Here is a 25,398-nt window from a genome sequence, read left to right on the forward strand (position 1 = left end):
GTGGCACGCGTCAAACCGGAGCGGCGCCGGCCGATCGACCTCGCGGTCACCGCGATCATCGTCGTGCTCGTCGCCGTGTCCGGGCTGATCGCCTGGCTGGTGAGTCCGGTACGTGGGACCACCAGCGTCCAGGCGCAGTCCACCCCACCCGAGGTCGAACAACCCGCGGCGGTTCCGGGCTCCTTCGCGCCACGCTGGCACGCCGCCTCCGACGCCACCGTCACGCCGGCCATCGCCGCTTCGGTGGTCGTGACCGGCAACGGCGGCACCGTCACCGGGCACGACCCGGCCTCGGGGGCGGAGCTGTGGTCCTACCGCCGAGATCTCGACCTCTGCGTCGTCGGCACCGCGTGGACCGCCAGCACCGACCTCGCGCTCGCGGTCTACCGCAACTCCCGCGGCTGCTCGGAGGTCACCGCGCTCGACGCGAAGACCGGGGCCCGCAAGGGCGCCCGGACCAGTGACGCCGACGACCAGCTACGGCTGGTCAGCGACTACGGGTACGTGATCGCCCAGGGCCCCCGCCGGCTCGAGACGTGGGGCTCGAACCTGGTGCGCGGAATCGAGTACGGCCGGGTGGAGGCGCGCGTCCGCCCGGAGGACGAGGCCAAGCGCAAGGACTGCGTCATCTATTCCTCGGCCATCTCCGGCGACCGCATGTCCGTCACCGAACGCTGCGCCGACGACCCGGGGTATCGGCTGACCGTGCTCGGCGTCCTCCTCGACGACGACGAACGCGTCGAGCAGTACGGGTCGACACTGATCACCGGTGACGTCAGCGGGCCACCGCCGGTGGTCATCGCGATGTCGTCGTCGGGTATCGCCGTCTACGACGGCGGCGCGAGTCCCGCCGAACCGCCGGCGCTCGGCGGCGACAGCGGACCGTCCATCCGACGCTTCGACTCCGAGGGCGTGGCGACCGGCTCGAACACCGTGTCCGGGGATGCGACACCACCGTCGGGAAGCGTCCCGCTCGACGGGAACGGCATCGTCACCTATTGGACCGGCAAGTCGACGGTCGTGCTGGATGGACAGAGCCTCAAACCGATCTACCAGGTCCCCGGCACGCTCGGACCCGGCCAGGTGATGGCCGGGCAGCTCCTGCTGCCGAGTACGGCCGGGATCAGCGTGCGTGATGTTGCCGGCGGCCGCGAGATCCGTTCGATCCCGCTCGCCCGCAACGCCCCGCCGGACGGAGTGGTGAGCCTGCGGGTCCTCGGCGACGTGGTCGTCGAACAGCGCGGCACGACGGTCGAGGCCTTCGGTCCGGCCTGACCTCACCCGTCACGACGCCTCAGAAGTCGAGGGTGCGTACACCCTCCCCCGCGTCCCAGTACTTCCACAGGTTCTCCGCGAGTTCGCGATATGCGGTGGCGCCCTTGTTCTTTCGTCCGCGCATGACCGAACTCCCGGAGGCCGAGGCCTCCGCGAACCGGACGGTTCGCGGGATCGGCGGGTTCAGCACCGGGAGCTCGTAGCGATCGGCGACGTCGGAGAGGACGTCGCGGCTGTGCGTGGTCCGAGCGTCGAACAGCGTGGCCACCGCACCCAGCATCGTGAGGTTGGGGTTGGTGATCTGCTGGACCTCGCGGACGGTGCGCAGCAACTGCCCGACACCACGATGCGCGAGCGTCTCGCACTGGAGCGGGACGATCACCTCGTCGGCCGCGGTGAGCCCGTTGAGCGTGAGCACGCCCAGCGACGGCGGGCAGTCGACGATGATGACATCGAAGTCCTGCCCGACCTCGGCCAGTGCCCGCTTCAGTGCGTACTCCCGCCCGGGCCGCATCAGCAGCAGTGCCTCGGCCCCGGCCAGGTCGATGGTGGCGGGCAGCAGGGTCACCTTGTCCTCGGTGTCGAGGAGCACGTCGGCGATCTCCTCGTCGCCGAGGAGCACGTCGTGCACCGAGGACTCCAGCTGGTCGGGATCGTGCCCGAGGGAGAACGTGAGACAGCCCTGCGGATCGAGATCGACGACGAGCACCGACACGTCGAGGTCCGCGAGAGCGGCTCCGAGGGACTCGACCGTGGTGGTCTTGGCGACCCCACCCTTCTGATTGGCAATCGCGAGGATGCGCGTCATGGGCCCTACTGTACGGCCGGTCGGCACCGAGTCGACATATTAGAGTCGGCGTCGCGGTAACAACTGGGTCAACTGATCGGAATGCCCGATTTCCGCCGCGATCAGGTCAGGGGCCGGGTTCGAGGTCGCCGGCCAGCCACCGGACCGAAGCCGGACTGAACAGCATCACCAGCACCGCGAGGGCCGCCAGGGCCAGCGGCACGCTGAAAACCGGCAGGCCGCTGGTGAACAGGTAGTACGCCACCGGGAGCAGCAGGATCTGGGCGATCATCGCGATCGAGCGTCCCCAGCGCCGCCCCGTCCACAGCGCGATCCCCCCGGCGAGGACGCCGCCGCCGATGATGCCGAACCAGGCCGCGGTGCCGTAGCCGCTGATGGTCGTCTCCTCGTGCCCGGCGAGCGCGCGGATCACCAGGATCACCGCCACCACCACGCCGATCAGTCCCTCGACGGTGGTCACCGCCCCGGCCACCTTGATCTGGGTGGGCGTCACCGACGGATCGGCGTCGATCTCAAGCCGGTCGTGCTCCGGGCGGTCCTTCTCCGTGCTCACCCGTCCAGGGTATTCGGCGCGGGTCGGGAGAGGCTGTGCACCCCACGCGGGCACATCTGCCGGGCCGGCGGACGCAGGGCGGATGCGCGCCCATGCCACCCACCCCATATCCTCGGGTGTCGTGCGCGTCATGCTCATCGTCAACCCCTTCGCCACCGCGACCAGTCCGGCCGGTCGCGATGCTCTCGTGCACACGCTGAGCGCACACTTCGACCTCGACGTCGAGCTCACCACCCACCGCGGGCATGCCTTCGAACTCGCTGCCCGCGCGGCGGCCGAGGATTTCGACACGGTCATCGTCCACGGCGGCGACGGCTCGGTGAACGAGGCCACCAACGGTCTCCTCGACCCGCCGGGGACGAGTGACCCCTCGCGTCACCGGCCCGCCCTCGCCGTCATCCCGGGCGGCAGCGCCAATGTCTTCGCGCGCACCCTCGGCATCGACCCCGACCCGTTGCTCGCGACCCGGCAGATCATCGAACTCCTCGACGCGGGGGCGAGCCGTCGGATCGGCCTCGGTCACACCGACGACCGGTGGTTCCTGTTCAACACCGGAATGGGTATGGACGCAGTCGTGGTGCATGCGATGGAGGACAAGCGCCATGCGGGCAAGGCCGCCACTCCCGCCCGGTACCTGTGGACCACCGTCACCAGTTTCCTCAAGCAGGCGGGCAGTTCGGCGACCTTCGACGTCGAGATCCCCGGCCGCGACCGGATCGTCGGCGCCCGTTTCGGTTTCGTCTCCAACACCAGCCCCTGGACCTATCTCGGACCGCGCGAGATCCGCACCAATCCGACCACCGGTTTCGACACCGGTCTGGGCGTGTTCGTGGCGACCTCGACCGGCGTGTTGCGCAACCTTCCCCTGGCCACTCGATTGCTGACACAAGCAGATCCCAAGGCGCACCATCTATTCCGGGATGACGATGTCGACGAGGTCCGCTTCATCGCCGAGGCCCCGATCGACGTGCAGATGGACGGCGACTACATCGGCGCGTTCCGCGACATACGCTTTCGCCATCGTCGCGACGCCCTCGGCGTCATCGCGCCGCCCGCCACCGCGTAGGGCAGCGCGGCGATCGCGAACAGCGCCGCCGGGCCCAGATGTGCCGAGCCCGCGGCCCATCCGGCGAACGCCAGGAGCGCGACCACCTCCTCCCCCACGCCCGCGATCGACGTGACCGTCGCCCGCGGCGCCGAAGCCAACCGGTCCTGCAGCGCGGCGTCGGCGACGACCAGCGCCCAGCCGAAGATCCCGAAAGCGACGGCCACGCCGAGGACACCGGCCGGGTGGCCCCACAGCGCGGCGAGGATCAGCGTGACCGCACCGGCTCCCACCGCGGGGCCGACCGCGGCGGAGTCGCAGACGCGTCGCGCCGCGAGGGAACCGCAGATGTCGCCGGCGGCGACCACGATCATGAGCAGTGCGACCGACTGTGGGGTCGGGGTATCCGAGACCGAATCGGCCAGGAAGGACTCGACCAGCAGCGGCAGATACTCGTCGAGCGCCGCGACCCAGGTCAGAGCGACGACAAGCATCAGCATCCGGCGGGCGACCGGCTGTTCGCGCACGTCGCGCAGCCCATTGCGGAGAATCGCGAGCCACCCCGTCGGCGCATCGTCGACGGCAGTGACGGCGGCGCCCGGTGCCACATCCTGTCCTGTGCGTCGTGGCCCGGTGCGCCGGGTCTCGGGCAACAACGCGGATGCGACCGCGCAGAGCACGCATGCCGCGACGCTTGCGATACCGACCGCCGCGTATCCGCCCCACGCGAGCAGGGGCACCGCCAGCGCCGTGCCGCCGATCAGCCCGACCGCGGCGGCCGCGCGCATCGCACCGGCCAGACGCGCATAGTCCGGTGACCTGCCGAGATGCGCGAGTTCGTCGTAGACGAGCGCCTGGCTCGTGCCGGAGCGCAGCGAGCCGCCGATCGCCCACAGGACGAAGCCGGCCCCGAAGGAGAGGAACGAGGGAGCGAAGGTCCAGAGCGCGAAGCCGGCACCGGTGACCAGCGGCCCCGCGACGAGCAGGCGGCGTCGTGAGAACCGGTCGGCCAGGATTCCGGTGGGAACTTCGACGACCACCGTCGAGACCGACCAGAGCGCGAACAGGGCGCTGATCTCGACGGCCGACAGCCCGGCCCCGGGAACGGTGGCATCGGCGAACAGAATCGCGTAGACCGGGTAGAGCGGTATCAGGTCCTCGAAGAGGGCGGCGCTCACGGCCGCGGCCGTTAGTCGCCGTTGTGGACTCGGACCGTCATGGCCGGATCGGCGTGGTGTGGATCAACATCGTCGACGCATGTGAGCAAGAGTACTCGATGGGTCTGTCCACGTAACGGGCTATTTTGTGCCATGCCAGGGTCGCGACCTGCGGAAACTCATCGACAGTTGTCGCGGGGTGCGCGTAGGCTACTACACGGGCGGTCAACCTGCTGTCCGTACCCCCCGTGGGTCCCGCTTCGGCCGGAGTGGTAGGCGCGAGACGTGATGTTGCCCACGTGTTAACCGAGAACCATTGACTTCGGCCGGATTCGTGAAAGTATTCACAAGCAACAACGCGGAAACATACGGTGCGCCCGCGTGAACTGAGAGTTACCAGCCAACAAATCAGCAATCAGCCAATCGAGTGGTGCGCGGAAACGCGCCTGAAGGAGTAGTGGAATGGACTGGCGTCACAAGGCCATCTGTCGCGACGAGGATCCGGAGCTGTTCTTCCCCGTGGGAACCAGCGGTCCGGCCATCGCACAGGTCGCCGACGCGAAGCTCGTCTGTGCACGGTGCCCCGTCACCGCCGATTGCCTCTCGTGGGCCCTCGAGTCGGGCCAGGATGCAGGCGTCTGGGGCGGCATGAGCGAGGACGAGCGTCGCGCACTGAAGCGTCGTACCGCACGCACCCGCACCCGGAGCAGCGTCTAGAGCTCATCCGAGTCGGCGTTCGCCCGGATTCGAAGAAACCCGGCCACGGCCGGGTTTTTTCGTGCCCGGCAACGGTTTTGCCGACCGCCCCTCATGACCGCAGGGGAACGTTCACTCCGACTTCGGTTCCCGCGCCCTCGGGATTGGCACGGACGTCCAATTCGCCGCCGAGTTCGATCGAGACGAGTGTCTTGACGATCTGCAGTCCGAGGTGATCCGAGGTGGACAGGTCGAAATGCTCGGGTAGGCCGGAGCCGTTGTCGCGCACGGCGATCCGGAGGTTACGCACGTCACGTTCGGCGATGACGGCGATCTCGGCGTCCGACCGGGGTGAGCCGTCGAAGCCGTGCTCGATCGCGTTCTGGATGAGCTCGGTGAGCACCATCACCAGCGGCATCGCGAGCTCCGCGGTGAGCACCCCGAGACGGTCGCGATGACGCACCGTCACCCGCGACTCGTTCGACGCGACATCGACCAGGATCGGAACCAGGCGATCGACGACCTCGTCGAGATCGACCTCCTCGTCGACGCTGCCGGACAACAGCTCGTGCACGAGGGCGATGGAGGCGACGCGGCGCACGGCCTCGTTGAGGGCCTCCTGCGCGTCGGTGTTGGAGGTGCGCCGGGCCTGCAGACGCAGGAGCGCCGAGACCGACTGCAGGTTGTTCTTGACCCGGTGGTGGATCTCCCGGATGGTCGCGTCCTTGCTGATCAGCGCGCGGTCGCGCCGTTTGACCTCGGTGACGTCGCGGATCAGGACCACGGTCCCGGATTCCTGGCCCTTCGGGCGGAGCGGCACCGCCCGGATGAGGACCGTCGCGCGTCGGGCGTCGGCCTCCACGCGCATGCCGATGTCGCGGTACGGCCCGGTCGGTACCTGGGCGACCCCGGCGGCGATGTCGAGCATCATCGCGACATCGTCGGCCTCGAACGGCTCGGTGACGAGTTGTTTGACGACGTCGGACAGCCTGGTGTGGTTGAGCTCCGCCGTCCAGCCCATGCGGTGGAACGCCGAGAGCGCGTTGGGGCTCGTGTAGGTGACCGTGCCGGTCCGGTCGAGCCGGATGAACCCGTCCCCGGCGCGAGGCGTCGACAGACCCCGCGGATTCCCCTCCTCGTGCGGGAACGTGCCATCGGCGACCATCTGGCACAGATCGTCCGCGGAGTCCTGATAGGCGAGCTCCAGGGGCGACGGCAACCGCGGGTGGGTGAGGTCGACGGCCCGCGTCAGCACGCCGATCACCGCCCCGTCGAAACCGACCGGAACCGCCTCCTGACGCATGGCGGTCGCCCCGAACCAGGTGGGGTCCTCGTCGCGGAGCACCTTGTCGGAGTCGAAGGCGCGGAGCACCTGCGGATGCACCGCGGTGTCGATGACGCGGCCCACCTCGTCGGTGGGGAACACGGTCGACGCAGTGTTGGGCCGGCACTGTGCGACGGTGACCACGGCGCCCTCATCCGTGCGGACCGACAGGAGGAAGTCCGCGAAGGAGAGGTCGGCCAGCAGCTGCCACTCGGCGACCAGACGCTGCAGGTGCGCGGCAGCCGCGTCGGAGAGGGTGGTGTGCTCGGCGAGCAGGTCGGCAAGGGTCGACATGGGGATGCTCCGGGTTCGCGGACCGGCGGGCGGGCGGGCGGGCTACTCGAAGGTCGCGATGACGTCGCCGGCCTGGATGACATCGCCCACCTGCACTTTGATGTCGGCGATGGTGCCCGGTTCTTCTGCGAGAACAGGGATCTCCATCTTCATCGACTCCAGCAGCACCAGGCTGTCACCGACCTCGATCTGCTGTCCGGGGGCGACCAGGACCTCGAGGACACTCGCGACGATCTCTGCCACCACGTCTTCTGCCATGCACATAAGTTAGCCCACGTGATGGCGGCCGACGATCGGTCGGGGCCGCGTCGGCGCCGGGCGATGACCGACCGGGTTTTGGCACGTGGGAGAATGCCTGAGACACTGTGATGTCCCCATCCGCCGGCAAAAGGAGATGCGTCATGGGAAAGCGCGGACGCAAGAAGCGCGCTCGTAAGAAGAACGCTGCCAACCACGGCAAGCGTCCCAACGCCTGATCTTCGCCTCTCGGCGGGGTTCGGCGAACGAGCACCAAGAAAAACGCCCGGGTACGGCCACCATGGCCGCCCGGGCTTTTTCGTGTCCGGCCTCCGCACGGTCGGAGGCCGGATCGGGTTCAGCGGTCGGTTTCGGCGATCTCCTGGATGATGACCGTCTTACGGATCTCCACTCGCAGACGATCGCGCAGACCCTGAGGTGCCTGGTCGCCGCCGCATTTGCGGTTGACGAGCGCCTTCAGCTGCAGCTCGATGCCGTAATGGGCGAGGCAGGACGGGCAGGTGTCGAGGTGCCCCTGGAGCCGCCTGCGGGCGTTCTCGTCGCATTCGTTGTCCAGCAGCAGCCAGACGTCGGCGATCACCGCGGAGCAGTCGAGCTGGGTGAGTTCCGGATCGATGTCGCTCATCGCGCCACCTCCGCACCCTTCGCGCTGGCGGATCGGTTGAAACCACGCTCCCGCGCGACGTCGGCCAGCAGTTCACGCAGCTGACGGCGTCCCCGGTGGAGTCGGGACATGACGGTGCCGATGGGGGTGTCCATGATCTCGGCGATCTCCTTGTACGGCAGGCCTTCCACGTCGGCGTAGTACACGGCCATCCGGAAATCCTCCGGGAGCTCCTGCAGCGCGGCCTTGATGTCGTCGTCCGGAAGGGCGTCGAGGGCCTCGATCTCCGCCGAGCGCAACCCCTGTGAGGTGTGCTCGGCAGTCGACGCGAGCTGCCAGTCGGTGATCTCGTCGGTCGGGTACTGCGCGGGTTGGCGCTGTTTCTTGCGGTAGCCGTTGATGTAGGTGTTGGTCAGGATCCGGTAGAGCCACGCCTTGAGGTTGGTGCCCTCCCGGAACGACGCGAAGGCGGTGAACGCCTTGATGTAGGTCTCCTGGACGAGGTCCTCGGCATCGGCGGGATTGCGGGTCATCCGCAGGGCGGCACCGTACATCTGGTCGAGCAGCGGCAGGGCGTCGCGCTCGAACCGTTCGGTGAGCTCCGCGGGCGACTCGCTCGGATCGGTGCGCCGCGGCGCACCCTTCTCGGCAGACCCCTTCTCGGTGTCGGCTGACTCGGCTTCGGCCACTACGATCCCTTCGATGAGAGGCGTCACTGGGACGTTGCCGGTCAAGCTTACCGACCTCGGCCCAGGCAGGAGAGGCCTCGCCTCCACGAGTTCCGGTGGTTCGAGTACCGCCGTTGAGCTCATATCGGTTCGACCTCCTCGCATGCGCTCCCGATCATCACGTCGCAACCAGTCACAACAGGCCGGGACGGGAGGTTTGTTCCCGACGTGATCCGTCACATCGGCAGAATTCGACCCCGAGCAGGGCAGCTCCGCCGACAACGGTGGACCGGGGGCGGCTCGCTTACGCTTTCCACGTCCCGACTCCGTCCCCCAGGAGGCTCCCGACCATGGCGGCAACACCGGCGATCGCTGCACTCGAACGCGCGAAGGTCGTGCACACCGTGCACCGCTACGACCACGACCCGCGGTCGGAGGCCTACGGGGCCGAGGCCGTCGAGGCCCTCGCCGACTCGCTCGGGGTGGTCGGCGAACAGATCTTCAAGACGCTCGTCGTCGAATTGTCCGGCGGCGATCGCCCCGGGCTCGCCGTCGCCGTGGTCCCGGTCCCCCGCAAACTGTCGGTGAAGGCGGCCGCCGCCGCACTCGGTGCGTCGAAGGCGCAGATGGCCGAGGCCAAGGCCGTCACCCGCAGCACCGGTTACGTCCTCGGCGGCGTCTCGCCCGTCGGCCAGCGCACCGCCCTGCCGACGGTCGTCGACTCCTCGGCGCTCGAGTTCGACCGGATTCTCTGCAGCGCAGGCAGACGCGGACTCGAGATCGCCCTCGCACCGGCCGACCTCGTGGCGGTCACCAAGGCGGTGGTCGCCGACATCGCCGTGTGAGGTCCCTTGTGTCGCAGGCGTAGGGCAGCATGGTGACCATGTGCGGACGCTATGCGGTGACCACCGATCCGGCGAAGCTGGCGGCGGAGATCGACGCGGTCAACGAGGTACCCGACCCCCCGGCGGCGGATGCCGCCGACCTGGACTCCCCTGGTCCGCGCTCCCCCGGCCCGAACTACAACGTCGCGCCCACGACCACGGTGATGACCGTGGTCAAGCGGCATTCACCGGAGGACCCGCACGACGACCCGCTGCTGCGCATCCGCGCCATGCGGTGGGGGCTCGTGCCGCCGTGGAGCAAGGAGGTCGGCAAGGGTCCGCTGCTCTTCAACGCCCGGGCCGAGAGCGCCGCGGAGAAGAGTTCGTTCCGTGCCTCGGTGAAGTCCAAGCGATGCCTCGTGCCGATGGACGGCTGGTACGAGTGGAAGAAGGGTCCGCTCGACAGCAAGGGCAAGCCCACCAAGGTCCCGTTCTACATGTCCCCGCAGGACGGCACGCGGTTGTTCATGGCCGGGTTGTGGTCGGTCTGGCACGACAAGAACTCCGACGACGCGCCGCCCCTGCTGAGCTGCTCGATCCTCACCACCGATGCCGTGGGCAAACTGCGCGACGTGCATGACCGGATGCCGCTGATCATGCCGTTCGACAACTGGGATGCCTGGCTCGATCCCGACCACCGGGCACCGGACGAGCTGTTCGCCGCGCCCGCGGAGCGTCTCGCGGAGGCGATCGACATCCGCGAGGTCGCCCCGCTGGTCAACCGCGTCGCCAACAACGGACCGGAGTTGCTCAACCCCCTGTGATGCCGACTCACGCATCCGCGACCAGCACTGCGGCCCCGTCGAAGCGTCCCGCCGCGAGGTCGGCGAGTGCGCGATCGGCCTGCGACATCGGGTACCGGTGGGTCGTCGCCCGGACGCCGTGCTGGGCGGCCAGCGTCAGGAACTCGACGCCGTCGGCGCGAGTGTTGGCGGTGACGGAGCGGATCTCCTTCTCGTAGAACAGCTCCCGCTCATAGTTGAGCGGAGGGATGTCACTGAGATGGATGCCGGCGATCGACAGGACGCCGCCACGGTCGAGTGCGCGCATCGCGACCGGGACCAGCTCGCCGACCGGGGCGAAGGTGATGGCCGCGTCGAGCGGCACCGGCGGGGCGTCGGTGGCGTCTCCCACCGACGCCGCGCCGAGGTCGGCGGCCAATCGCCGGGACTGTTCCCCGCGCGTCAGGACGTGCACCTCGATCCCGAGCGCGATCGCCAGCTGCGCACACAGGTGGGCACTGCCGCCGAAACCGTAGAGCCCCAACCTCTTCGGACGTCGGCCATCAGTCTCGAGATCGTCGAGGAGGCCGGTCCGGCGCAGTGCGCGATAGCCGATGATGCCCGCACACAGCAGCGGGGCGATCGCCACGTCGTCGATCCCGGACGGCAGCGGATACGCGAACGCGGCGGGGACGGTGACGAACTCGGCGTAACCGCCGTCGACCGCCCATCCGGTGTACACCGATGCCGCACAGAGGTTCTCGGCACCTCGGACGCAACGATCACAGGTGCCGTCGGTGCTGTGCAGCCAGGCCACGCCGACCCGGTCGCCGAGCGCGAAACCGTCGGCGTCGTGACCGAGTTCGACGACCTCCCCGACCACCTCGTGACCAGGTGTCACGCCTGTGCGGCGGACCGGCAGATCACCCTCGGCGACATGCAGGTCGGTGCGACAAACGCCGCACGCGCGCACCCGGACCAGCAGTTCACCGGGCCCGGGCCGCGGATCCGGTTTGTCGACGAGCCGCAGCGGACGTGTGTCGATCGGCCCCGGCTCGGTCACCGCCCAAGCACGCATGCCCCTCAGGTTAGTGCCGGACACACGACGCCGCGCGGTCTTGAACATGACCGGTATCACTCCTGGGGACGTCATCATGCCGACAGGGTGTCGGTATCGTTGTCGACATGGTGTCGGCAAACCTGCGAGAGCAGTGACATGTTCCTCGCACTACGTGAACTCTCATTCGCACGCGGACGATTCGCCCTGATGGGCTCGGTGGTCGCGCTCATCGCCATCCTGATGGTGCTGCTCAGCGGGCTGTCGGTCGGTCTGGTGAACGACGGCGTCTCCGGCCTGAAGAAGTTGCCGGTGACCTCCTTCGCGTTCCAGAAGGACGTCGCCACGGATTCCGCTTTCTCGCGCTCTCTGGTGCCGACTTCGGCCGTCGAGAAGTGGGCGCAGCAGCCGGAGGTCGAGGACGCCGCCCCGTTCGGCAACACGTTGATCAACGGCCGGACCAACACCGGCGTCGACATCGACCTCGCCCTTTTCGGCGTCGAACCGAACACCTTCGTCAACCCCGCCGCCGCGGACGGCGACTCGCTCTCCGGTGCACCGGGAGAGCTCGTCATCAGCGAGACCGCCGCCGAGGACGGCCTCGCGATCGGCGACACGGTCACCGTCGAGCCGCTGGGTACGCAGCTTCGCGTCGTGGGAATCCTCGACGGTCAGAGCACTTTCGGACACGTCGACGTCGCCTACGTGCCGCTCGGCACCTGGCAGGAGATCGGCGCCGGGTCGCGTCCCGGCGAGCCGGTGCCGCCCCGCGTCTACGAGGACATCACCGCTGTCGCAGTGCAGGCGGGCAACGGCGTCGACCTGGCGGCCGGTGACGCAGCCGCGAACACCACCTCGCTCACCCTCGACGAATCCTTCGGCGCCTCACCGGGATACACCGCCGAGACGTCGACCCTGACACTGATCGAGGCATTTCTGTACGCGATCTCGGCACTCGTCGTCGGGGCGTTCTTCACCGTCTGGACGATCCAGCGCAGGCAGCAGATCGCGGTGATGCGGGCGATGGGCGCCTCCACCGGATACCTGCTGCGCGACTCGCTGATGCAGTCGTTCATCCTGCTGCTCGTCTCGGCCGGGGTGGGTATAGGCATCGGCGTCGGCCTCGGGGCCGCCATCGGCTCCACCCCGATGCCCTTCGCCCTCGAGACCGGTTCGGTCGCAGGGGCCGGCGCCCTGCTCGTGCTCTTCGGCATGATCGGCGCCGCCGTGGCCGTCCTCCGCATCACCCGTGTCGATCCCCTGACCGCCCTGGGAGGCAACCGATGAGCGCACTCACCCTCTCCGAGGTCAGCCTCGTGCACGGGGACGGCGAGGACGTCGTCACCGCACTCGACACCGTGAGCATCGACGTCGCGCCCGGTGAGTTCGTCGCCGTCATGGGGCCGTCCGGTTCGGGTAAGTCCAGCCTGCTGGCCGTCGCGGGCGGTCTGATCACTCCGACCTCGGGGACGGTCACCGTCGACGACACCGACCTGAGCACCGCGTCGAAACGAGAGCTGACCCGCATCCGGCGCGAACACATCGGATTCGTCTTCCAGAGCGGCAACCTTCTCGACGCACTGACCGTCGAGGATCAGTTACGGTTGCCACTGACCTTCGGCCGCGTCACCGACCCCCGCTCTCCCGACGAGCTCCTCGCCGACGTCGGCATGTCGCACAAGGCCAAGCGTCGTCCCCACCAGCTCTCCGGAGGTGAGCGGCAGCGTGTGGGCATCGCCCGGGCACTGATGACCCGGCCGGATGTACTCCTCGTAGACGAGCCCACGGCCGCGCTCGACCGCCGGCGGAGCCACGAGATCGTCGAGCTCCTGGCCCATGAAGCCCATGAGCACGGCGTCGCGACGGTCATGGTCACCCACGACCACGAGGTCGTCGCGCATTGTGACAAGGTGTACGAAATGGTCGACGGAAAGCTCACGCCGGGATCGCCGGCATCCAGATGAGCTGAGGAGGTGGGCGTTTGCCACGCATTCAAGCGCCCACTGTCGCCGAGCATCGACGACAGCAGATCCAGGCGATCCTCGCCGGCGCGAAGGCCATCCTGGCCGAGACCGGCGAGGCGCCGACCCTGGCCGCGGTCGGCAAGCGCGTCGGCCTCGCCCGCTCGAGCGTCTACCAGTACTACTCGTCGAGCGAGGAACTCCTGGCCGCGGTCGTGGCTGATCTGTTCCCCAGTTGGGGCCGGTTCGTCCGCGATCGTGTCGGTGCGCAGACCGAACCCGGACAGCAGATCTGGGGTTACATCTGTGCCAACGTCGAATTGTTCGTCGGTTCGGAACAGGCTGTGGCGAATGCGCTTGCCCGGGTGGTCGATCCGAGTGTCCTACAGGAGCCGATGCAGCGGTTCCATCGGGAACTGCAGGAGCCGCTCGTCGAAGCCCTCGTCGCGCACGGCGAGCAACGTCCGCTCGAGGTGGCCCAGCTGATCGACGCGGTGATCGTCCAGGCGTGCAGGTCACTGGGTGCCGAGCATTCCGAGACGGCGACGTCGCCACCTGCGAACGCAGACGGGTCCGAGATCACCGCGATGATCCGCCGGTTGCTCGGCGGCTATCTCGGACTCCCCGACCACTGACCTGGGCTCCGGTCAGCGGAATGCGTAGTCACTCAAGGGGAATGAGTCCATCTCGCGCAGGGTGCGCAGCGTGGAGGCAGGACGCAGGAGCGTCGCCTCACCGTGCTGATTGAAGTAGTAGCTCCGCGACGTCGTGCAGTCGCCGTTGTAGAACACCGACGACTGCAGGCGGCGGGTCGCCTCGTCGAGGAAGTCGGCGTTGGCCGCCTCGGTGACCTCGAAGGTGTCCCGGCCGCGGCGTCGGAGTTCACCGAAGAGGCGGGTGATGTGTTTCATCTGCCCCTCGATGGTGGTGAAGTAGGACAGGCCGCTGTAGGAGTACGGACTGTTGAGCGAGATGAAGTTGGGGAACTTCGGCACCGCGACGCCCTCGTAGGCCTGGAATCGGCCCTCCCGCCAGAACTTCCCGAGGTCGCGGCCCTCCCGGCCGATGATCTCGAAGGCGGGAAAATTGACGTCCCACAGGTTGAATCCGGTGGCCAGGACCAGGGTGTCGATCTCGGTCTTGGTGCCGTCGCCGGCGAGGATGCCGTCCGCCTCGAGCCGGGCGATCCCGCTGGTCTCCAGTGTCACATTCGGTCTGGCGAAGCTCGGGAAGTAGGTGTTGGAGAAGGTGGGACGCTTGCATCCGAAGTCGTAGTCCGGCGTCAGCTTTCGTCGCAACTCCGGGTCGGGGACCTGTGATCGCAGGTGCGCCTTGCCGAGTCCCGCAGCCAGCTTGTTGCCCGGCTTGAACTGCTTGAAGTGGAGGACGCCGAAGACCATCAGCATCTCCAGCAACGAGGTGTTGACCAGCCGTGCTGCGCGCTGGGTCAACGGGATTCGCCGGAACAGCTGCTGCACCGGCGACGGGATCGCGAAGTCGATCTTGGGCACCACCCAGATCGGTGTCCGCTGAAAGACGGTGAGCGCATCGGCACGCTCGGCGATCTCCGGGATCAGCTGGACGGCGGTGGCGCCGGTGCCGATGACCGCCACCTTCTTACCGGTGAAGTCGAAGCCGTCCTGCCACGCCGCGGTGTGCAGGATCGTGCCCTGGAAGTTCTTGATCCCCGGGAAGTCCGGGACGTGCGGCTGGGAGAGAAAGCCGGTCGCGGTCACCAGGTACCGGGCGGTGCGCTCGGTTCCGTCACCGGTGCGCACTCGCCAGAGACGCGCGGTGTCGTCCCACTCGGCGCCGTCGACCGTCGTCTGGAATTCCATGTGCCGTTTGAGGTCGTACTTGTCCGCGACGTGATGTGCATACCGCTTGAGCTCGGGACCGGGGGCGAACAGTCGAGACCAGTTCGGGTTGGGCTCGAAGGAGTACGAGTAGGTGACCGAGGCGATGTCGACGGCGAGACCGGGATAGTGGTTCACGTGCCAGGTCCCGCCGAGATCGTCCTCCCGCTCGAGGATCGCGATGTTGTCGATGCCCAGGCGTTTGAATGCGATGGCCGCGCCCATCCCACCGAATCCCGCGCCGACGATCAGGACGTCGTGGGCAGGAGCCTCGTGAGCAGGAGCGTCGTGTGCAGGTTGCATGGAAAATCCCCGATAACTGTTACCGACAGTTACCGTAACGTAGCACACACTCAGGCGGCCCGGAACCGCTCCGGATCGCCTCAGAAAGGCGCCGGACCGTCCGCCTGCTGACGACGTTCCCGCTCGCGCTGGTTACGGGCACGCTCGGCTCGCCGCCGGGCGTGTTTCGCGGCGGTTCGATCGGTCGGCGGCGGGGCGTCGACGCTGGTGATGATCCGGGGTGTCGGTGGGGCTTGGGCGGCTTGTTCGAACCGGATACGCCGCAGGTTGGGGAAGAGATCTTCGAGGGTTTCGGCGTCCCCGCGGATGCGGTAGCCCTCCGGGCTGATGTACTCGGTGACCAGCCGGCCCGCCTCGTCGCGGTACTGGACGTCGATCCAGTCGCCGAAGGTCTTGTGCAGATGCCCGAACCGGCATTTGGCGTTGAGGTTCTCACTCGACGTCGCACCACCGCGAGTCGGGCTCTGTCGGTCGTATTCGGTGACATGGTCGAGGTCGCAGTCGAAGGCTGAGTGTTGGCAGCCGGGTTCGGTGCAGTAGCCATCCCGGATGCGCACGAAGTCGGCGCAGGCGGTGGTCGGCCGGTAGGGATCGGACGGTTGGGAACCCGGGTAGACGACGACTGCACCCGACGTTTCTGTATCGGGCGAGTTCGATTCGTTCGGCTCGTCGGTCGCAGTGGTTGCAGGTTGCGGACGCTTGGCCTGACGTGACTGCGCGTCACCCTTTTCGCCACCCGTCGACGAGTCCGACTCGGCGGCAACACGTATGGGCGGTGTGCGGACCGGGGTGACCGGTTTGATCACCGCATCGGGCCTGGCGGCGAGGTCGCGGACCTGCTCGTCGGAGATGACACCATGACAATCGACCCACCCGATACCAGGCGCGCCGTCCAGCGTCGCCGGATCGGTCACCGCATAGATGACCACCTCGCTGCGCACCGCCGCGACGACAGTCCCGGGTTCGGGGACCTCGGCTGTGCAGTCGTCGCGATCGCAGGAGCATTCGAACGGTGTGCCGGTCAACAAGGCGAACATCGCATCGGAGTTGCGTTGTCCTGCCGTCCGTCCGTCGTGCTTGCACACCGAATCAGCCAGCACGCGCACTGCTTTGTCCGCGATACGCACATTCTCAGCGGCCATCACGCCGGTGATTTCGGCGGTGCCGTCGTCCAGCGCGTGGGTCCACACGCCACGATTGTCGAGGGCTTCTTTGCGTCGTTCGCGCACCAGGTCGGGGTCATGGCGGAAGACGAGGCGGTCGACCATGTCGCGCAGTCGCGCCCGCGTCCACGACCCCTTCTTCGACCGCAACGTCGCGGCGATCTCGGCGTCGAGGACCGGGGTGATCGACGAGTCCGCGGCGACGAGTGCGGTGCGCGACAGGATCACCTGCACCTGCCAGCGTGTCGTGATGCCATCACGAAGGGTGTCGAGGACTTCGGGAAGCGACTCCTGCAGGCCGATGGCCTCGTCGATCAGGATCTCGGCCTGCCGACGGGTGAGCGACAGCTGCCGGGCCACCCGGATGACGCAGTCGGCTTCGCCGCTGACCACGACCCCGCCGGCAAGCGTGCCGCGCACCGCGATACACCGCTCGGCGATGGCAGTGACCAACTGATACTGCGACCAGGCGTTGTAGGACTCCCGCCGCTGCACCTCGGCCAGAGAATCCATCAACGAGTACATGTCGGCTTCGAAGGGGTTGGCAGGATCGACCCCGGCGAAAGACCCGCCCGGTAGATCGGCCGACGCACCCGACACGCTGCCCCCACAACGTCTACAGCCCGACCCGGTTGGCCGAATCTGTTACCAACCAAGGTAGAGCCGACCACCGACAGATTCAGATCTTCATTCACAGGGGAATGCCGTCCGCTGTTGTGAAACAACCGAATTCGCCGAATTGAAGTCGCACGCGACATCGATCCGTCTCCGCGAACCCGGTCGAAGTCGCGCCACCCGAATGACATCGCATGGCGCTCATCGCCGTCATGCGATAGCGGTCCCGTCCCACAGCACGTCGAAGAACTGCGTCGCCATCAGTTCCTCGCTCGTGTCGCGGTCGAGTCCGAGCTCCCTGCGATAGACCAGGATGTGTTGCAGGGACAGGGCCGAGTAGAGCAGCGGCAGGTGGTCGTGCGGCTGGTCGTAGACACCGCCTGCACCTTTGGCCGCGGCCAGGTCCCTGCGCAGATGCGATGGATGCCTGAGCGCATCACGCAGTACAGCCGCTTTGATCATCTTCTTGCGCCCCGCGGGGACGACGACCAGTTCACCCGGGTCGAACAACGCGGTGTCGAACTCCTCGGCGGTGGCGACGGTGCATCCGGCGGTCGGCCGCGGATTGCATTCGACCATGTGGTGGACGCCGTCTTCGGTGACGAGGTAGTCGAAACTGATCTGCCCGTGCCAGTTCAATTCTCGCGCGACGCTCTGTGCGGCGGCGAGCGACTCCGGAGAGTCGACCGACGCGAAGACGATACCGCCGCGGTCGTCGATGGCGAGGGGATGCTTGTAGCAGGAGTGCAGCACGATCTCACCGTGATGCGCGACGCTCCAACTGCACCGGTCGACACCGGTGAGGTATTCCTGGACGAGCCAAGGATCGTCGCGTGTCGGGGTGATGTCATCGATCGAGGACTCCCCGGCCAGCGGACCGGTGTTGGTGAGGACGTCGAGTCCGCCACGGCCGTAGGCGGCCCGGGCGAACCAGTGCGGCCAGCGCTGCGTGGCCTCGCGCAGTTCGTCGCGGTTCGTCGTGGTCACCGACTCCGCGGCCGGAAGCCCGAGTTCGCGGCACAGTGCGGTGAATTCGACCTTGTCGTGAACGCGGGCCAGGGTCTCGAAGTCGGGGAAGAACAGTTCGGTGGCCGGATGCGCCGCCGTGATGCGGTCACGATGCCTGGCGAGGTAGAAGACCTCCTCGAACATCGGGAGCAGCCAGTTGATGTCGTGGTCGCCGATCGCGTCGATCACCGCGTCGATGAAGGCCGCGGTCTGCTGGGTGGGCGCGGGGAACACCAGATGCCTCCGCGCGCCGCGCGAATGGCTGCCCGGCGCCGCCGCGAAGGTGTCCGCGGCGGTCACATCGCGGCCGGTCTCGCCGAGTTTGTGGATCTCGTCGACGGCGAACGGCATCCGTGACGTGGTCACCAGGACACGAGGTTCAGAAGCCTGCATGCCACGGACCATAAGCGACGCGACGGCGCCCGGTCCGGCGATGCGCCGAGACGTCGAGGATTTGTTCCCGGTGAACGCCCGGAACCGGTCCGGCGGTAGTTTGGCAGTCTCATGTCTGATCGTTCGAGCACCCCGTCGTTCATCTCGGCGGTGTACGCATTCGCCGTTGTCATGCTCGGGACCACGCTGCCGACGCCGCTGTATTCGATCTACAGCGAGAAGCTCGGATTCGGCGTCGCGACGACGACGGTCGTCTTCGGGGTCTATGCGGCCGGCGTGATCGCCGCACTGATCGGATTCGGCCGCTGGTCCGATGTCGTCGGCCGACGCAAGCTGCTCCTCGCCGGTGCGCTGTTGTCCGCCGCGAGCGCCGTCGTCTTCCTCAATGCGGGACCGGTCTGGCAGCTGCTGGTGGGGCGGGTGTTGTCCGGGCTGTCGGCGGGCATCTACGCCGGGGCCGCGACGACCGCGGTCATCGAACTGGCCCCACCGTCGTGGCGGGGTCGTGCGCCGGCGGTGGCGACCGCGGCCAACATCGGCGGTCTCGGACTGGGACCGCTGGTGGCCGGCCTGCTCGCCGAATACGCACCGTCTCCGCTGCGCACCCCGTTCCTCGTCGATCTCGTCCTGCTGACGCTCGCCTGCGTCGGAATCTGGCGACTGCAGGAGACGGTCGACGTCAAACCCGGTGCGCGTCTTGGTGTTCAGCGACTGTCCGTGCCGGCCGACATGCGCGGGGTGTTCGTGCGCGCGTCGATCGCCGCCTTCGCCGGTTTCGCCGTGATGGGGACGTTCACCGGCGTCATTCCCTCGTTCGTCGTGAACATCCTCGGCATCGACGACCGCGCCTTCACCGGATTCATCGTCTTCGTGCTGTTCGCCTCGTCGGCCGTCACGCAGATCGTGGTGCGGCGCATGCCCACCGATCCGGCACTGATCGCCGGCTGCGCGATCCTCATCGCCGGTACCTGCCTGTCGATCGTCGGTCTGATCGCCGCGTCGACCGCCGCCCTGCTCGGTGGCGCCGTGGTGTGCGGTGTGGGGCAGGGCATGTCCTTCAGCAAGGGACTGGCGTCGGTGGTGGCGGCGAGCCCGGCGGATCGGCGCGCCGAGGTCACCTCGACCTATTTCGTGGTCGCCTACGTCGCGATCTCGCTGCCCATCGTGGGACAGGGCGTGGCCGCGCAACAGTGGGGTCTGCGCCCGGCCGGTATCGCCTTCAACATCGGTGTCGCCGTGCTCGCGCTGGTGGCGCTGATACTGACGATCTTTGTGGTCAGGAGCCCGGCACACCGCACTCGTTGAGCACGTTCACCAGGCGACGGAACCGCACGCTGCTGACGAGGTCCTCGACCAGCACCACCTCGCCGTCGGCGTTGGCCAGCGGGATGCACCAGTTCGGGTACTGCTCGGCGCTGGTACCGGGCTGGTTCTGAATCCGTCGCTCCCCCACCGCATCCACCAGGGCGACGCTCAGCAACACCGACGGCGAATGGGCGATGACGGCGTACAGGGCATCGACCACCTTCGGGTCCGACAGCGGGGTGTCCCGGGACAGCAACCCGCGCTCGTAGGCGAGTTCGAGGACGGCGTCGCGTTCGCGTTCGTTGCGCTCCCGTTCGGCCTCTTCGCCCGTCTCGAGGAGGCCCAACCGGGCTCGAAGCGCGATGTGGTCGCCGGCCAGATAGCCCGACGTCGGCGGCAGATCGTGGGTCGTCACCGACGTCAGGCACAGCTCGCGGTAGCGCTCCGGCGCGATCGCGGCTGCGCGGTCCTGCTCGAACCACAGGATGGACGTGCCCAGGATTCCGCGCTCGCGCAACGTTTCCTGCACCGTCGGCTCGAAGACGCCGAGGTCTTCGCCGACGACCACCGCGTCGGCCCGCTGCGCCTCGAGCGCGAGGATGCCGATGAGGGCTTCGCTGTCGTAGTGCACGTAGGTGCCGCCGGCCGGAGTCATGCCGTCGGGAATCCACCACAGCCGGAACAGACCCAGGATGTGGTCGACGCGGACGCCGCCGGCATGCCGTAGCACGGTGCGGATCATGTCGCGGTAGGGCTCGTATCCGGCCTCGGCGAGACGCCGCGGATGCCAGGGCGGCTGATCCCAGCCCTGTCCCTGCTGGTTGAACCCGTCCGGCGGCGCGCCCACCGTCGCCCCCGACGCGAGCACGTGGCCGAGCGCCCAGGCGTCGGCGCTGTGCCGGCCCACGCCCACGGCGAGGTCGGTCATCACGCCGACCGACATCCCGGCGGACTTCGCCGCATGCGCCGCGGTGGCGAGTTGCTCGTCGCAGATCCACTGCAACCAGATGTGGAAGTCGATGCGCCGCGCCAGTTTCCGGCGCTTCTTCTTCAGGTGGACGGGATCGAGGAACTTGTCCTGCCAGCGCGGGTCGTCGGCGTCGTAGCGTTCGGCCAGCGCGCACCACGTGGCGAAACGTTTGAGGCCCTTGCCCTCCCGCCGGCGGAACTCGCGCAGGGCGGCTTTCCGCCCCGGGCTCAGTGGCACGTCGTAGATCAGTTCGAGCGCCTCCAGCTTGGCCCGGTAGGCCTTGTTGCGCCGGATCCTGTCGGTGGCGGTGTTCTCGCCCATGAACCCACGGGCAAGCTTGCGCACCCACTTGCGCTGCGCCTTCGACAATCCGTCGAGTTCGGGGATGTCGGTGACCCGGATGTAGAGTGGGTTGAGGAAGCGGCGGGTCACCGGCAGGTACGGCGAGGCCTCGATCGGGGGGTGCGGTTGCGCCGCGTGCAACGGGTTGACCTGGACGAAGTCGGCGCCGTACGCGCTGCCCGCGACCTCGCAGATGCCCGTCAGATCGGCGAAGTCGCCGACGCCCCACGAATCCGCCGAACGAATCGAGTACAACTGCACGGCCAGACCCCACCGCTGCCGCCCGAGCAGCCGGTCAGCGGTGTGCAGCCGGCGCGGGGTGACGATCAGCGGTGCACTCGACGCCGTCGAGTCGTCGAGGTCCAGGGCCTTGATCTGGTGGTATCCGGGTTCGAGGTCGTCCGGGATCGCGAAGGTGGCCCGCCCGACAAGCGCGCCGTCGATCTCGCGCGGCTCCACCCATACGTCGAGTTGTTCGGGTGCGACGTCGCGGCCGTCCTCGGTCGCGATCCACACCTTCACCAGATTCCCGTGCGGGACATGGACGCAGAAGGTGTGGCCGGTGCCTTCGGTCACCACGGTGACCGCAGGCACGGACTCGCGCCACGGCCGCTCGTCGACCTCGCGGATCGACTCCTCGACCGCCTCGGCTGAGTCCGCGGCGACATCGAGGGCGCCCAGGACGGCGACGAGCGTCTCCGCGCTCACGTCGTGGGTCTCCTCGTCCCAGCCCACATACTCGGTGGCCACACCGTGACGATGCGCCAGCTCGGTCAACCTGTCGGGGTTCACGTCAGCCACCTCGCCATCGTCTCAGGATTCAGACCGGTCTGCTGAATGTCCCTTCGATACGCCCTCCGCATGCTCCGGGCTACTCAGGGAACGGTCGACGCCTCCGCATGCTCCGGGCCGCTCAGGGAGCAGGAGCACCGAAGATGACGCCCGGATTCAACAGCCCTTGCGGATCGAAGGACGCCTTGACCCTCCGCATCGTGTCGAGGTCCACGTCGGACCGGCCGAGGTGCGTCCAGGCGGTCTTGGCGCGGCCGATGCCGTGTTCGGCGCTGATGGACCCGCCGTTGGCCGCGACGATCCCGAACACCCGGTCGGTGACCGTCCCGGTGTGTTCCTCGGGGACGTCGAGCAGGTTCACGTGGATGTTGCCGTCGCCGATGTGACCGAAAAGTATCGGCCGGCAGGGGAATTCGCTCATCTCGCCGACCTCGGCCAGTTCGGCGAAGGCCTCCGGCAGGGCCCTGATCGGTACCGAGATGTCGAGTTTGACCACCGGCGTCGTACTCGACCGTGCGATCGTCTCGGTGTGACTCTCGCGCGCGCCCCAGAGCGCACGGGCGGGCGCGGGTTCGAGCACGGCGTCGATGAGTCCGTCGGTCTCGCCGAACAATTCGGCCATGGTCGACTCGATGTCGCCGACCCCGGACACCTCGAGCAGAACGTAGAAGGGGCCGGGTGTCGCGGTCGGACGACGCTGTCCGTGCTCGTGGACGAGTTCGATGCCGGCCTCGGTCATGAGTTCGGCTGCCTCGACGGTGAGGCCGCGTGACGATGCCGCCCCGATCAGCCCGATCGCGTTCTCGACGTGCTCGACGGCGGCCACCGCGACCGTCGCCGCCGACGGCGGCACGACGAGTTTGAACAGCACGCGCGTGATGACCGCCAGAGTGCCCTCACTGCCGGCCAGGAGTGCCGGGAGGTCGTATCCGACATTGTCTTTGACCAGCGACGTCCACCGGCGCAGGACGCGACCGTCGGCGAGGACCGCCTCGATCCCGAGCACCTGGGAACGCGTGTTACCGCGACGGATCATGCGGATGCCACCGGCATTGGTCGACACCACCCCGCCGGCGGTGGCCGACTCCCTGGAGGCGAGGTCGACGGGGAAGGCGAGACCGGACTCGGCGGCCCGGCCGTCGATCGCGTCGATCGTCGCCCCCGCCTGGGCGCCCACGCAGCGTCCGACCGCGTCGACCTCGTCGATGTCGGTCATCCGGACCGTCGACAGCACGATCACTGGTCGTCCCGTGTCGTCCCGGGCCGGCGGGACCGACCCGCCCACCAGCCCGGTGTTCCCACCCTGCACGCAGATCCGGGCACCGACGGACACGCATTCACCGACGACCCGGGAGACCTCCTCGGTGGTGCGCGGCCGCACGACCGCATCGGCCTCGCCCCGGTACCGGCCCGTCCAGTCGACGAGAAAGCCCTCGACCGCTTCGGGGTCGGTGAGGACGTGGCCCTCCCCGACCACGTCGCGCAGCTGCGTCACCAGAGCATGCGCACGCGCGGGCATCGTGTCAGACCTGTGCCACCGCGTCGGCGACCGGCGTGGGTCCGTCGTTGAACTCGATCACCTTGTGTACGGTCTCGGGCCGCGCGAGAACGGCTGCGGCAACCGCGGCGACGTTGTCGCGGCTGACCTCGTCACCACCGCCGCGGGTCCCGCCGACGGCGATCCTCCCCGTCCCCGGCTCGTCGGTGAGCCGGCTGGGTCCCAGGATCGTCCAGTCGAGATCGCCCGACTTGAGGTAGGTGTCGGCAGCCGCCTTGGCCTCGGCGTATGCGTGAAACGAATTGTCCTCGGGAACACCATGATCCGGGCGCGCACCGAAATAGGAGACCATCACGTACCGGTTGATCCCGACCTTCGCCGCGGCGTCCATCGAACGGATCGCGGCGTCACGGTCGACGGCGTAGGTCCGTGCCGGGTCGCCTCCGCCCGCACCTGCCGACCACACCACGGCATCGTGTTCGGAGATCGCCGTGGCGATCCCGGTCGTGTCGAGGGTCTCCACGTCGGCGACCACGGGCACCGCACCGGTCTCCGCGACCTCTTGGGCATGTTCGGGATTGCGGATGATCGAGGTCACCTGATCGCCTCGGTCGGCCAGGATCTTCGCCAGGCGCAGCGCGATCTTGCCGTGTCCACCGATGATGGCCACTCGGGTCACTGGTTGCTCACTTTCGCAGTCGAGGAACACACGTACTTCTCCCAACGTACTCACCCGCGAACGGCGCCGCCCCGGCCCGAACGCGTGGTGCGTCGGGAACCGGGGCGGGGTTCGGTGGGTGCTGCCGTCAGACGCGGGTCCGGCCGCGCCCGGTCACGAGCTTGACCAGGAACAGCAGGATGCACGCACCGACCAGGCACGTGATGAAGCTGAAGATCCATCCGGCGCCTTCGACGTCCACGCCGAACAGTGTCAGCAACCAACCGCCGAGCAGACCACCGATCACACCGACGACGATGTTGAGGATGATCCCCTGCTGCGCATCGGTCTTCATGATCTTGCTGGCGATCCAGCCGGCCAGGCCACCGATGATGATCCACGCAATGACGCCAATTCCCAGCATGTCTGCCTCCTAGGTCGTCGTTGATCCTGCGTGTGTAAATCGTCCGAATCGTCCAGATCGTGCGATTTGCTACGAGAATGAATGTACCCAGATCGCGCACCCTTCACACCTGAGCTTTCGATCTGTATGCGCATCGAGACCCTCGGATGCCTCATGCCGACACCTCCGAGCCGCCCAGGCGCGGCCCGGTCCGAAGTCAGCCGTTTCCGGGAGTCGGCGGAGTGCCCGAAGTCAGGGACAGGTCACCTTGATCTCGTACGACTTGGTCACCCTCTGGGTCGGGTTGGCGAGGTCGATTCCGGTCGCGTCGCCGGTGATCGTGTAGGTGTCGCCGTCCTTGGAGACCTCGGCGTTGCCGTCGCCCAATCCCTTCTGGAAGCCCAGCGTTACGCCGTCCACCGAACCGAGCCCGACCGATTCCACCTCGGGCGAATCACCCGACGACAGCACGACGCCCACACCGGAGGTTCCCGATCCGGAACCGATCCCGATGGTGACCTTGTCGCCGGCGGTGGTGCAGCCCACGCTCTTGTCCGCCAATTCCACCTCTTTGCCGTCGACGGTCACCGAGGCCTCCGCGTCGGTACCGTCGGAACCCGAGTCGTCCGAGCCGCACGCGGTGACGGCCACCGCCAGTGCCGCCGCGCCGAGGACTGAAGCGATGTGCACCTTGTTCATCATGGGAACTCCTGGGCAGTCGTGAATGCCGCCGGGCGGCGGACTGAGAAGAAATTTAGCCGTTGAACTGCAGGTTTGGCACAGAAT

The 25,398-nt window shown here is 67.9% G+C and carries 26 protein-coding genes; 10 read left to right on the top strand and 16 right to left on the bottom strand.

The features are described 5' to 3' along the window. Window positions 1–1,275: an Rv3212 family protein gene (locus tag GOAMI_RS15075; protein WP_006437402.1), complete on the top strand. Its 1,275-nt coding sequence runs from the start codon at window positions 1–3 to the stop codon at window positions 1,273–1,275. A gap of 19 nt (window positions 1,276–1,294) precedes the next feature. Here the strand turns inward: GOAMI_RS15075 and GOAMI_RS15080 are convergent, their stop codons facing one another. Together GOAMI_RS15080 and GOAMI_RS15085 are read right to left on the bottom strand one after the other, a co-directional pair. Continuing rightward, window positions 1,295–2,083 carry a ParA family protein gene (locus GOAMI_RS15080; protein ID WP_006437403.1) on the bottom strand — a complete coding sequence of 263 codons (789 nt, stop codon included), beginning with the start codon at window positions 2,081–2,083 and terminating at the stop codon, window positions 1,295–1,297. Window positions 2,084–2,189: 106 nt separating this feature from the next. After that, a complete protein-coding gene (locus tag GOAMI_RS15085; protein ID WP_024498902.1) occupies window positions 2,190–2,636 on the bottom strand; it encodes a hypothetical protein in 447 nt (148 codons plus the stop codon). A gap of 130 nt (window positions 2,637–2,766) precedes the next feature. On the opposite strand from GOAMI_RS15085, the gene GOAMI_RS15090 reads away from it, so the two are divergent. Continuing rightward, entirely contained in the window at window positions 2,767–3,702 is a 936-nt protein-coding gene (locus GOAMI_RS15090; RefSeq protein ID WP_006437405.1) for a diacylglycerol/lipid kinase family protein, read from the top strand. Here the strand turns inward: GOAMI_RS15090 and GOAMI_RS15095 are convergent. Then, entirely contained in the window at window positions 3,621–4,859 is a 1,239-nt protein-coding gene (locus GOAMI_RS15095; protein WP_006437406.1) for an MFS transporter, read from the bottom strand. The genes GOAMI_RS15090 and GOAMI_RS15095 overlap by 82 nt on opposite strands. Window positions 4,860–5,300: 441 nt before the next feature. Between GOAMI_RS15095 and GOAMI_RS15100 the strand changes: the two genes are divergently transcribed. After that, on the top strand, window positions 5,301–5,555 hold the full coding sequence (locus GOAMI_RS15100) for a WhiB family transcriptional regulator (RefSeq protein ID WP_004023450.1): 255 nt from the start codon (window positions 5,301–5,303) through the stop codon (window positions 5,553–5,555). Between the two features lie 91 nt (window positions 5,556–5,646). Here GOAMI_RS15100 and GOAMI_RS15105 read toward each other — a convergent pair whose 3' ends face one another. Both GOAMI_RS15105 and GOAMI_RS15110 read right to left on the bottom strand, forming a co-directional pair. Next, the gene (locus GOAMI_RS15105; protein WP_006437407.1) at window positions 5,647–7,152 is read right to left on the bottom strand and encodes a sensor histidine kinase; all 1,506 of its coding nucleotides are present in this window, start codon (window positions 7,150–7,152) and stop codon (window positions 5,647–5,649) included. Between the two features lie 42 nt (window positions 7,153–7,194). Continuing rightward, on the bottom strand, window positions 7,195–7,410 hold the full coding sequence (locus GOAMI_RS15110; protein WP_040004884.1) for a biotin/lipoyl-binding carrier protein: 216 nt from the start codon (window positions 7,408–7,410) through the stop codon (window positions 7,195–7,197). Window positions 7,411–7,553: 143 nt separating this feature from the next. On the opposite strand from GOAMI_RS15110, the gene GOAMI_RS23935 reads away from it, so the two are divergent. Continuing rightward, a complete protein-coding gene (locus GOAMI_RS23935) occupies window positions 7,554–7,628 on the top strand; it encodes a 50S ribosomal protein bL37 (RefSeq protein ID WP_369758845.1) in 75 nt (24 codons plus the stop codon). A 119-nt stretch (window positions 7,629–7,747) separates the two neighbouring features. Here the strand turns inward: GOAMI_RS23935 and rsrA are convergent, their stop codons facing one another. Next, window positions 7,748–8,035, bottom strand: a complete 288-nt coding sequence (rsrA, locus tag GOAMI_RS15115) for a mycothiol system anti-sigma-R factor (protein ID WP_006437409.1) — start codon at window positions 8,033–8,035, stop codon at window positions 7,748–7,750. Continuing rightward, on the bottom strand, window positions 8,032–8,826 hold the full coding sequence (locus GOAMI_RS15120) for a sigma-70 family RNA polymerase sigma factor (RefSeq protein ID WP_006437410.1): 795 nt from the start codon (window positions 8,824–8,826) through the stop codon (window positions 8,032–8,034). The genes rsrA and GOAMI_RS15120 overlap by 4 nt, the downstream gene beginning before the upstream one ends. A gap of 206 nt (window positions 8,827–9,032) precedes the next feature. Between GOAMI_RS15120 and ybaK the strand changes: the two genes are divergently transcribed. Next, on the top strand, window positions 9,033–9,527 hold the full coding sequence (gene ybaK / locus GOAMI_RS15125; RefSeq protein WP_006437411.1) for a Cys-tRNA(Pro) deacylase: 495 nt from the start codon (window positions 9,033–9,035) through the stop codon (window positions 9,525–9,527). 38 nt (window positions 9,528–9,565) lie between these two features. Further along, window positions 9,566–10,330 (top strand): SOS response-associated peptidase, encoded by a 765-nt coding sequence (locus GOAMI_RS15130; protein ID WP_040004890.1) that lies wholly within the window; start codon window positions 9,566–9,568, stop codon window positions 10,328–10,330. A 7-nt stretch (window positions 10,331–10,337) separates the two neighbouring features. Here the strand turns inward: GOAMI_RS15130 and GOAMI_RS15135 are convergent, their stop codons facing one another. Then, window positions 10,338–11,366, bottom strand: a complete 1,029-nt coding sequence (locus GOAMI_RS15135; RefSeq protein ID WP_040004891.1) for a zinc-binding alcohol dehydrogenase family protein — start codon at window positions 11,364–11,366, stop codon at window positions 10,338–10,340. Window positions 11,367–11,504: 138 nt separating this feature from the next. On the opposite strand from GOAMI_RS15135, the gene GOAMI_RS15140 reads away from it, so the two are divergent. From GOAMI_RS15140 to GOAMI_RS15150, 3 genes are read left to right on the top strand one after another with little or no spacing between them, the layout of a single operon-like run. After that, window positions 11,505–12,632 carry an ABC transporter permease gene (locus GOAMI_RS15140; protein ID WP_006437414.1) on the top strand — a complete coding sequence of 376 codons (1,128 nt, stop codon included), beginning with the start codon at window positions 11,505–11,507 and terminating at the stop codon, window positions 12,630–12,632. Next, a complete protein-coding gene (locus GOAMI_RS15145; protein WP_006437415.1) occupies window positions 12,629–13,309 on the top strand; it encodes an ABC transporter ATP-binding protein in 681 nt (226 codons plus the stop codon). The genes GOAMI_RS15140 and GOAMI_RS15145 overlap by 4 nt, the downstream gene beginning before the upstream one ends. 17 nt (window positions 13,310–13,326) lie before the next feature. Next, the gene (locus tag GOAMI_RS15150; RefSeq protein ID WP_006437416.1) at window positions 13,327–13,941 is read left to right on the top strand and encodes a TetR/AcrR family transcriptional regulator; all 615 of its coding nucleotides are present in this window, start codon (window positions 13,327–13,329) and stop codon (window positions 13,939–13,941) included. Window positions 13,942–13,953: 12 nt separating this feature from the next. On the opposite strand, the gene GOAMI_RS15155 is transcribed toward GOAMI_RS15150, so the two are convergent. From GOAMI_RS15155 to GOAMI_RS15165, 3 genes are all read right to left on the bottom strand, one after another. Then, window positions 13,954–15,465: a flavin-containing monooxygenase gene (locus tag GOAMI_RS15155; RefSeq protein ID WP_006437417.1), complete on the bottom strand. Its 1,512-nt coding sequence runs from the start codon at window positions 15,463–15,465 to the stop codon at window positions 13,954–13,956. A gap of 80 nt (window positions 15,466–15,545) precedes the next feature. Then, window positions 15,546–17,228 carry an HNH endonuclease signature motif containing protein gene (locus GOAMI_RS15160; protein WP_006437418.1) on the bottom strand — a complete coding sequence of 561 codons (1,683 nt, stop codon included), beginning with the start codon at window positions 17,226–17,228 and terminating at the stop codon, window positions 15,546–15,548. 225 nt (window positions 17,229–17,453) lie between these two features. Continuing rightward, window positions 17,454–18,644, bottom strand: coding sequence for an ATP-grasp domain-containing protein (locus GOAMI_RS15165; RefSeq protein ID WP_040004892.1), 1,191 nt, complete (start codon window positions 18,642–18,644; stop codon window positions 17,454–17,456). A gap of 111 nt (window positions 18,645–18,755) precedes the next feature. Here GOAMI_RS15165 and GOAMI_RS15170 point away from each other — a divergent pair, with 111 nt between their 5' ends. Then, window positions 18,756–19,949, top strand: coding sequence for an MFS transporter (locus GOAMI_RS15170; protein WP_006437420.1), 1,194 nt, complete (start codon window positions 18,756–18,758; stop codon window positions 19,947–19,949). On the opposite strand, the gene malQ is transcribed toward GOAMI_RS15170, so the two are convergent. The 5 genes from malQ to GOAMI_RS15195 form a co-directional block, all read right to left on the bottom strand. Further along, window positions 19,921–22,053, bottom strand: a complete 2,133-nt coding sequence (gene malQ / locus GOAMI_RS15175) for a 4-alpha-glucanotransferase (protein WP_040004886.1) — start codon at window positions 22,051–22,053, stop codon at window positions 19,921–19,923. The two genes, GOAMI_RS15170 and malQ, sit on opposite strands and share 29 nt — an antisense overlap. A gap of 121 nt (window positions 22,054–22,174) precedes the next feature. Next, window positions 22,175–23,572: an FAD-binding oxidoreductase gene (locus GOAMI_RS15180; RefSeq protein WP_006437422.1), complete on the bottom strand. Its 1,398-nt coding sequence runs from the start codon at window positions 23,570–23,572 to the stop codon at window positions 22,175–22,177. Window positions 23,573–23,576: 4 nt separating this feature from the next. Then, a complete protein-coding gene (locus tag GOAMI_RS15185) occupies window positions 23,577–24,230 on the bottom strand; it encodes an SDR family oxidoreductase (RefSeq protein WP_040004887.1) in 654 nt (217 codons plus the stop codon). 127 nt (window positions 24,231–24,357) lie between these two features. Next, a complete protein-coding gene (locus tag GOAMI_RS15190; RefSeq protein WP_006437424.1) occupies window positions 24,358–24,633 on the bottom strand; it encodes a GlsB/YeaQ/YmgE family stress response membrane protein in 276 nt (91 codons plus the stop codon). A gap of 231 nt (window positions 24,634–24,864) precedes the next feature. After that, window positions 24,865–25,314, bottom strand: a complete 450-nt coding sequence (locus tag GOAMI_RS15195) for a lipoprotein LpqH (protein ID WP_006437425.1) — start codon at window positions 25,312–25,314, stop codon at window positions 24,865–24,867. Window positions 25,315–25,398 lie beyond the last annotated feature (84 nt).

The organism is Gordonia amicalis NBRC 100051 = JCM 11271 (genome assembly GCF_000332995.1).
GTDB classification, from domain to species: Bacteria; Actinomycetota; Actinomycetes; order Mycobacteriales; family Mycobacteriaceae; genus Gordonia; species Gordonia amicalis.

Coding starts and splice junctions, on each gene's coding strand:
- GOAMI_RS15170 (WP_006437420.1), top strand. CDS start 18,756: ATGTCTGATCGTTCGAGCACCCCGTCGTTCATCTCGGCGGTGTACGCA.
- GOAMI_RS15135 (WP_040004891.1), bottom strand. CDS start 11,366: ATGCGTGCTTGGGCGGTGACCGAGCCGGGGCCGATCGACACACGTCCG.
- rsrA (WP_006437409.1), bottom strand. CDS start 8,035: ATGAGCGACATCGATCCGGAACTCACCCAGCTCGACTGCTCCGCGGTG.
- GOAMI_RS15100 (WP_004023450.1), top strand. CDS start 5,301: ATGGACTGGCGTCACAAGGCCATCTGTCGCGACGAGGATCCGGAGCTG.
- GOAMI_RS15090 (WP_006437405.1), top strand. CDS start 2,767: ATGCTCATCGTCAACCCCTTCGCCACCGCGACCAGTCCGGCCGGTCGC.
- GOAMI_RS15180 (WP_006437422.1), bottom strand. CDS start 23,572: ATGCCCGCGCGTGCGCATGCTCTGGTGACGCAGCTGCGCGACGTGGTC.
- GOAMI_RS15195 (WP_006437425.1), bottom strand. CDS start 25,314: ATGATGAACAAGGTGCACATCGCTTCAGTCCTCGGCGCGGCGGCACTG.
- GOAMI_RS15190 (WP_006437424.1), bottom strand. CDS start 24,633: ATGCTGGGAATTGGCGTCATTGCGTGGATCATCATCGGTGGCCTGGCC.
- GOAMI_RS15130 (WP_040004890.1), top strand. CDS start 9,566: ATGTGCGGACGCTATGCGGTGACCACCGATCCGGCGAAGCTGGCGGCG.
- GOAMI_RS15165 (WP_040004892.1), bottom strand. CDS start 18,644: ATGCAGGCTTCTGAACCTCGTGTCCTGGTGACCACGTCACGGATGCCG.
- GOAMI_RS15110 (WP_040004884.1), bottom strand. CDS start 7,410: ATGGCAGAAGACGTGGTGGCAGAGATCGTCGCGAGTGTCCTCGAGGTC.
- GOAMI_RS15080 (WP_006437403.1), bottom strand. CDS start 2,083: ATGACGCGCATCCTCGCGATTGCCAATCAGAAGGGTGGGGTCGCCAAG.
- ybaK (WP_006437411.1), top strand. CDS start 9,033: ATGGCGGCAACACCGGCGATCGCTGCACTCGAACGCGCGAAGGTCGTG.
- GOAMI_RS15140 (WP_006437414.1), top strand. CDS start 11,505: ATGTTCCTCGCACTACGTGAACTCTCATTCGCACGCGGACGATTCGCC.
- GOAMI_RS15155 (WP_006437417.1), bottom strand. CDS start 15,465: ATGCAACCTGCACACGACGCTCCTGCTCACGAGGCTCCTGCCCACGAC.
- GOAMI_RS15105 (WP_006437407.1), bottom strand. CDS start 7,152: ATGTCGACCCTTGCCGACCTGCTCGCCGAGCACACCACCCTCTCCGAC.
- GOAMI_RS15120 (WP_006437410.1), bottom strand. CDS start 8,826: ATGAGCTCAACGGCGGTACTCGAACCACCGGAACTCGTGGAGGCGAGG.
- GOAMI_RS15145 (WP_006437415.1), top strand. CDS start 12,629: ATGAGCGCACTCACCCTCTCCGAGGTCAGCCTCGTGCACGGGGACGGC.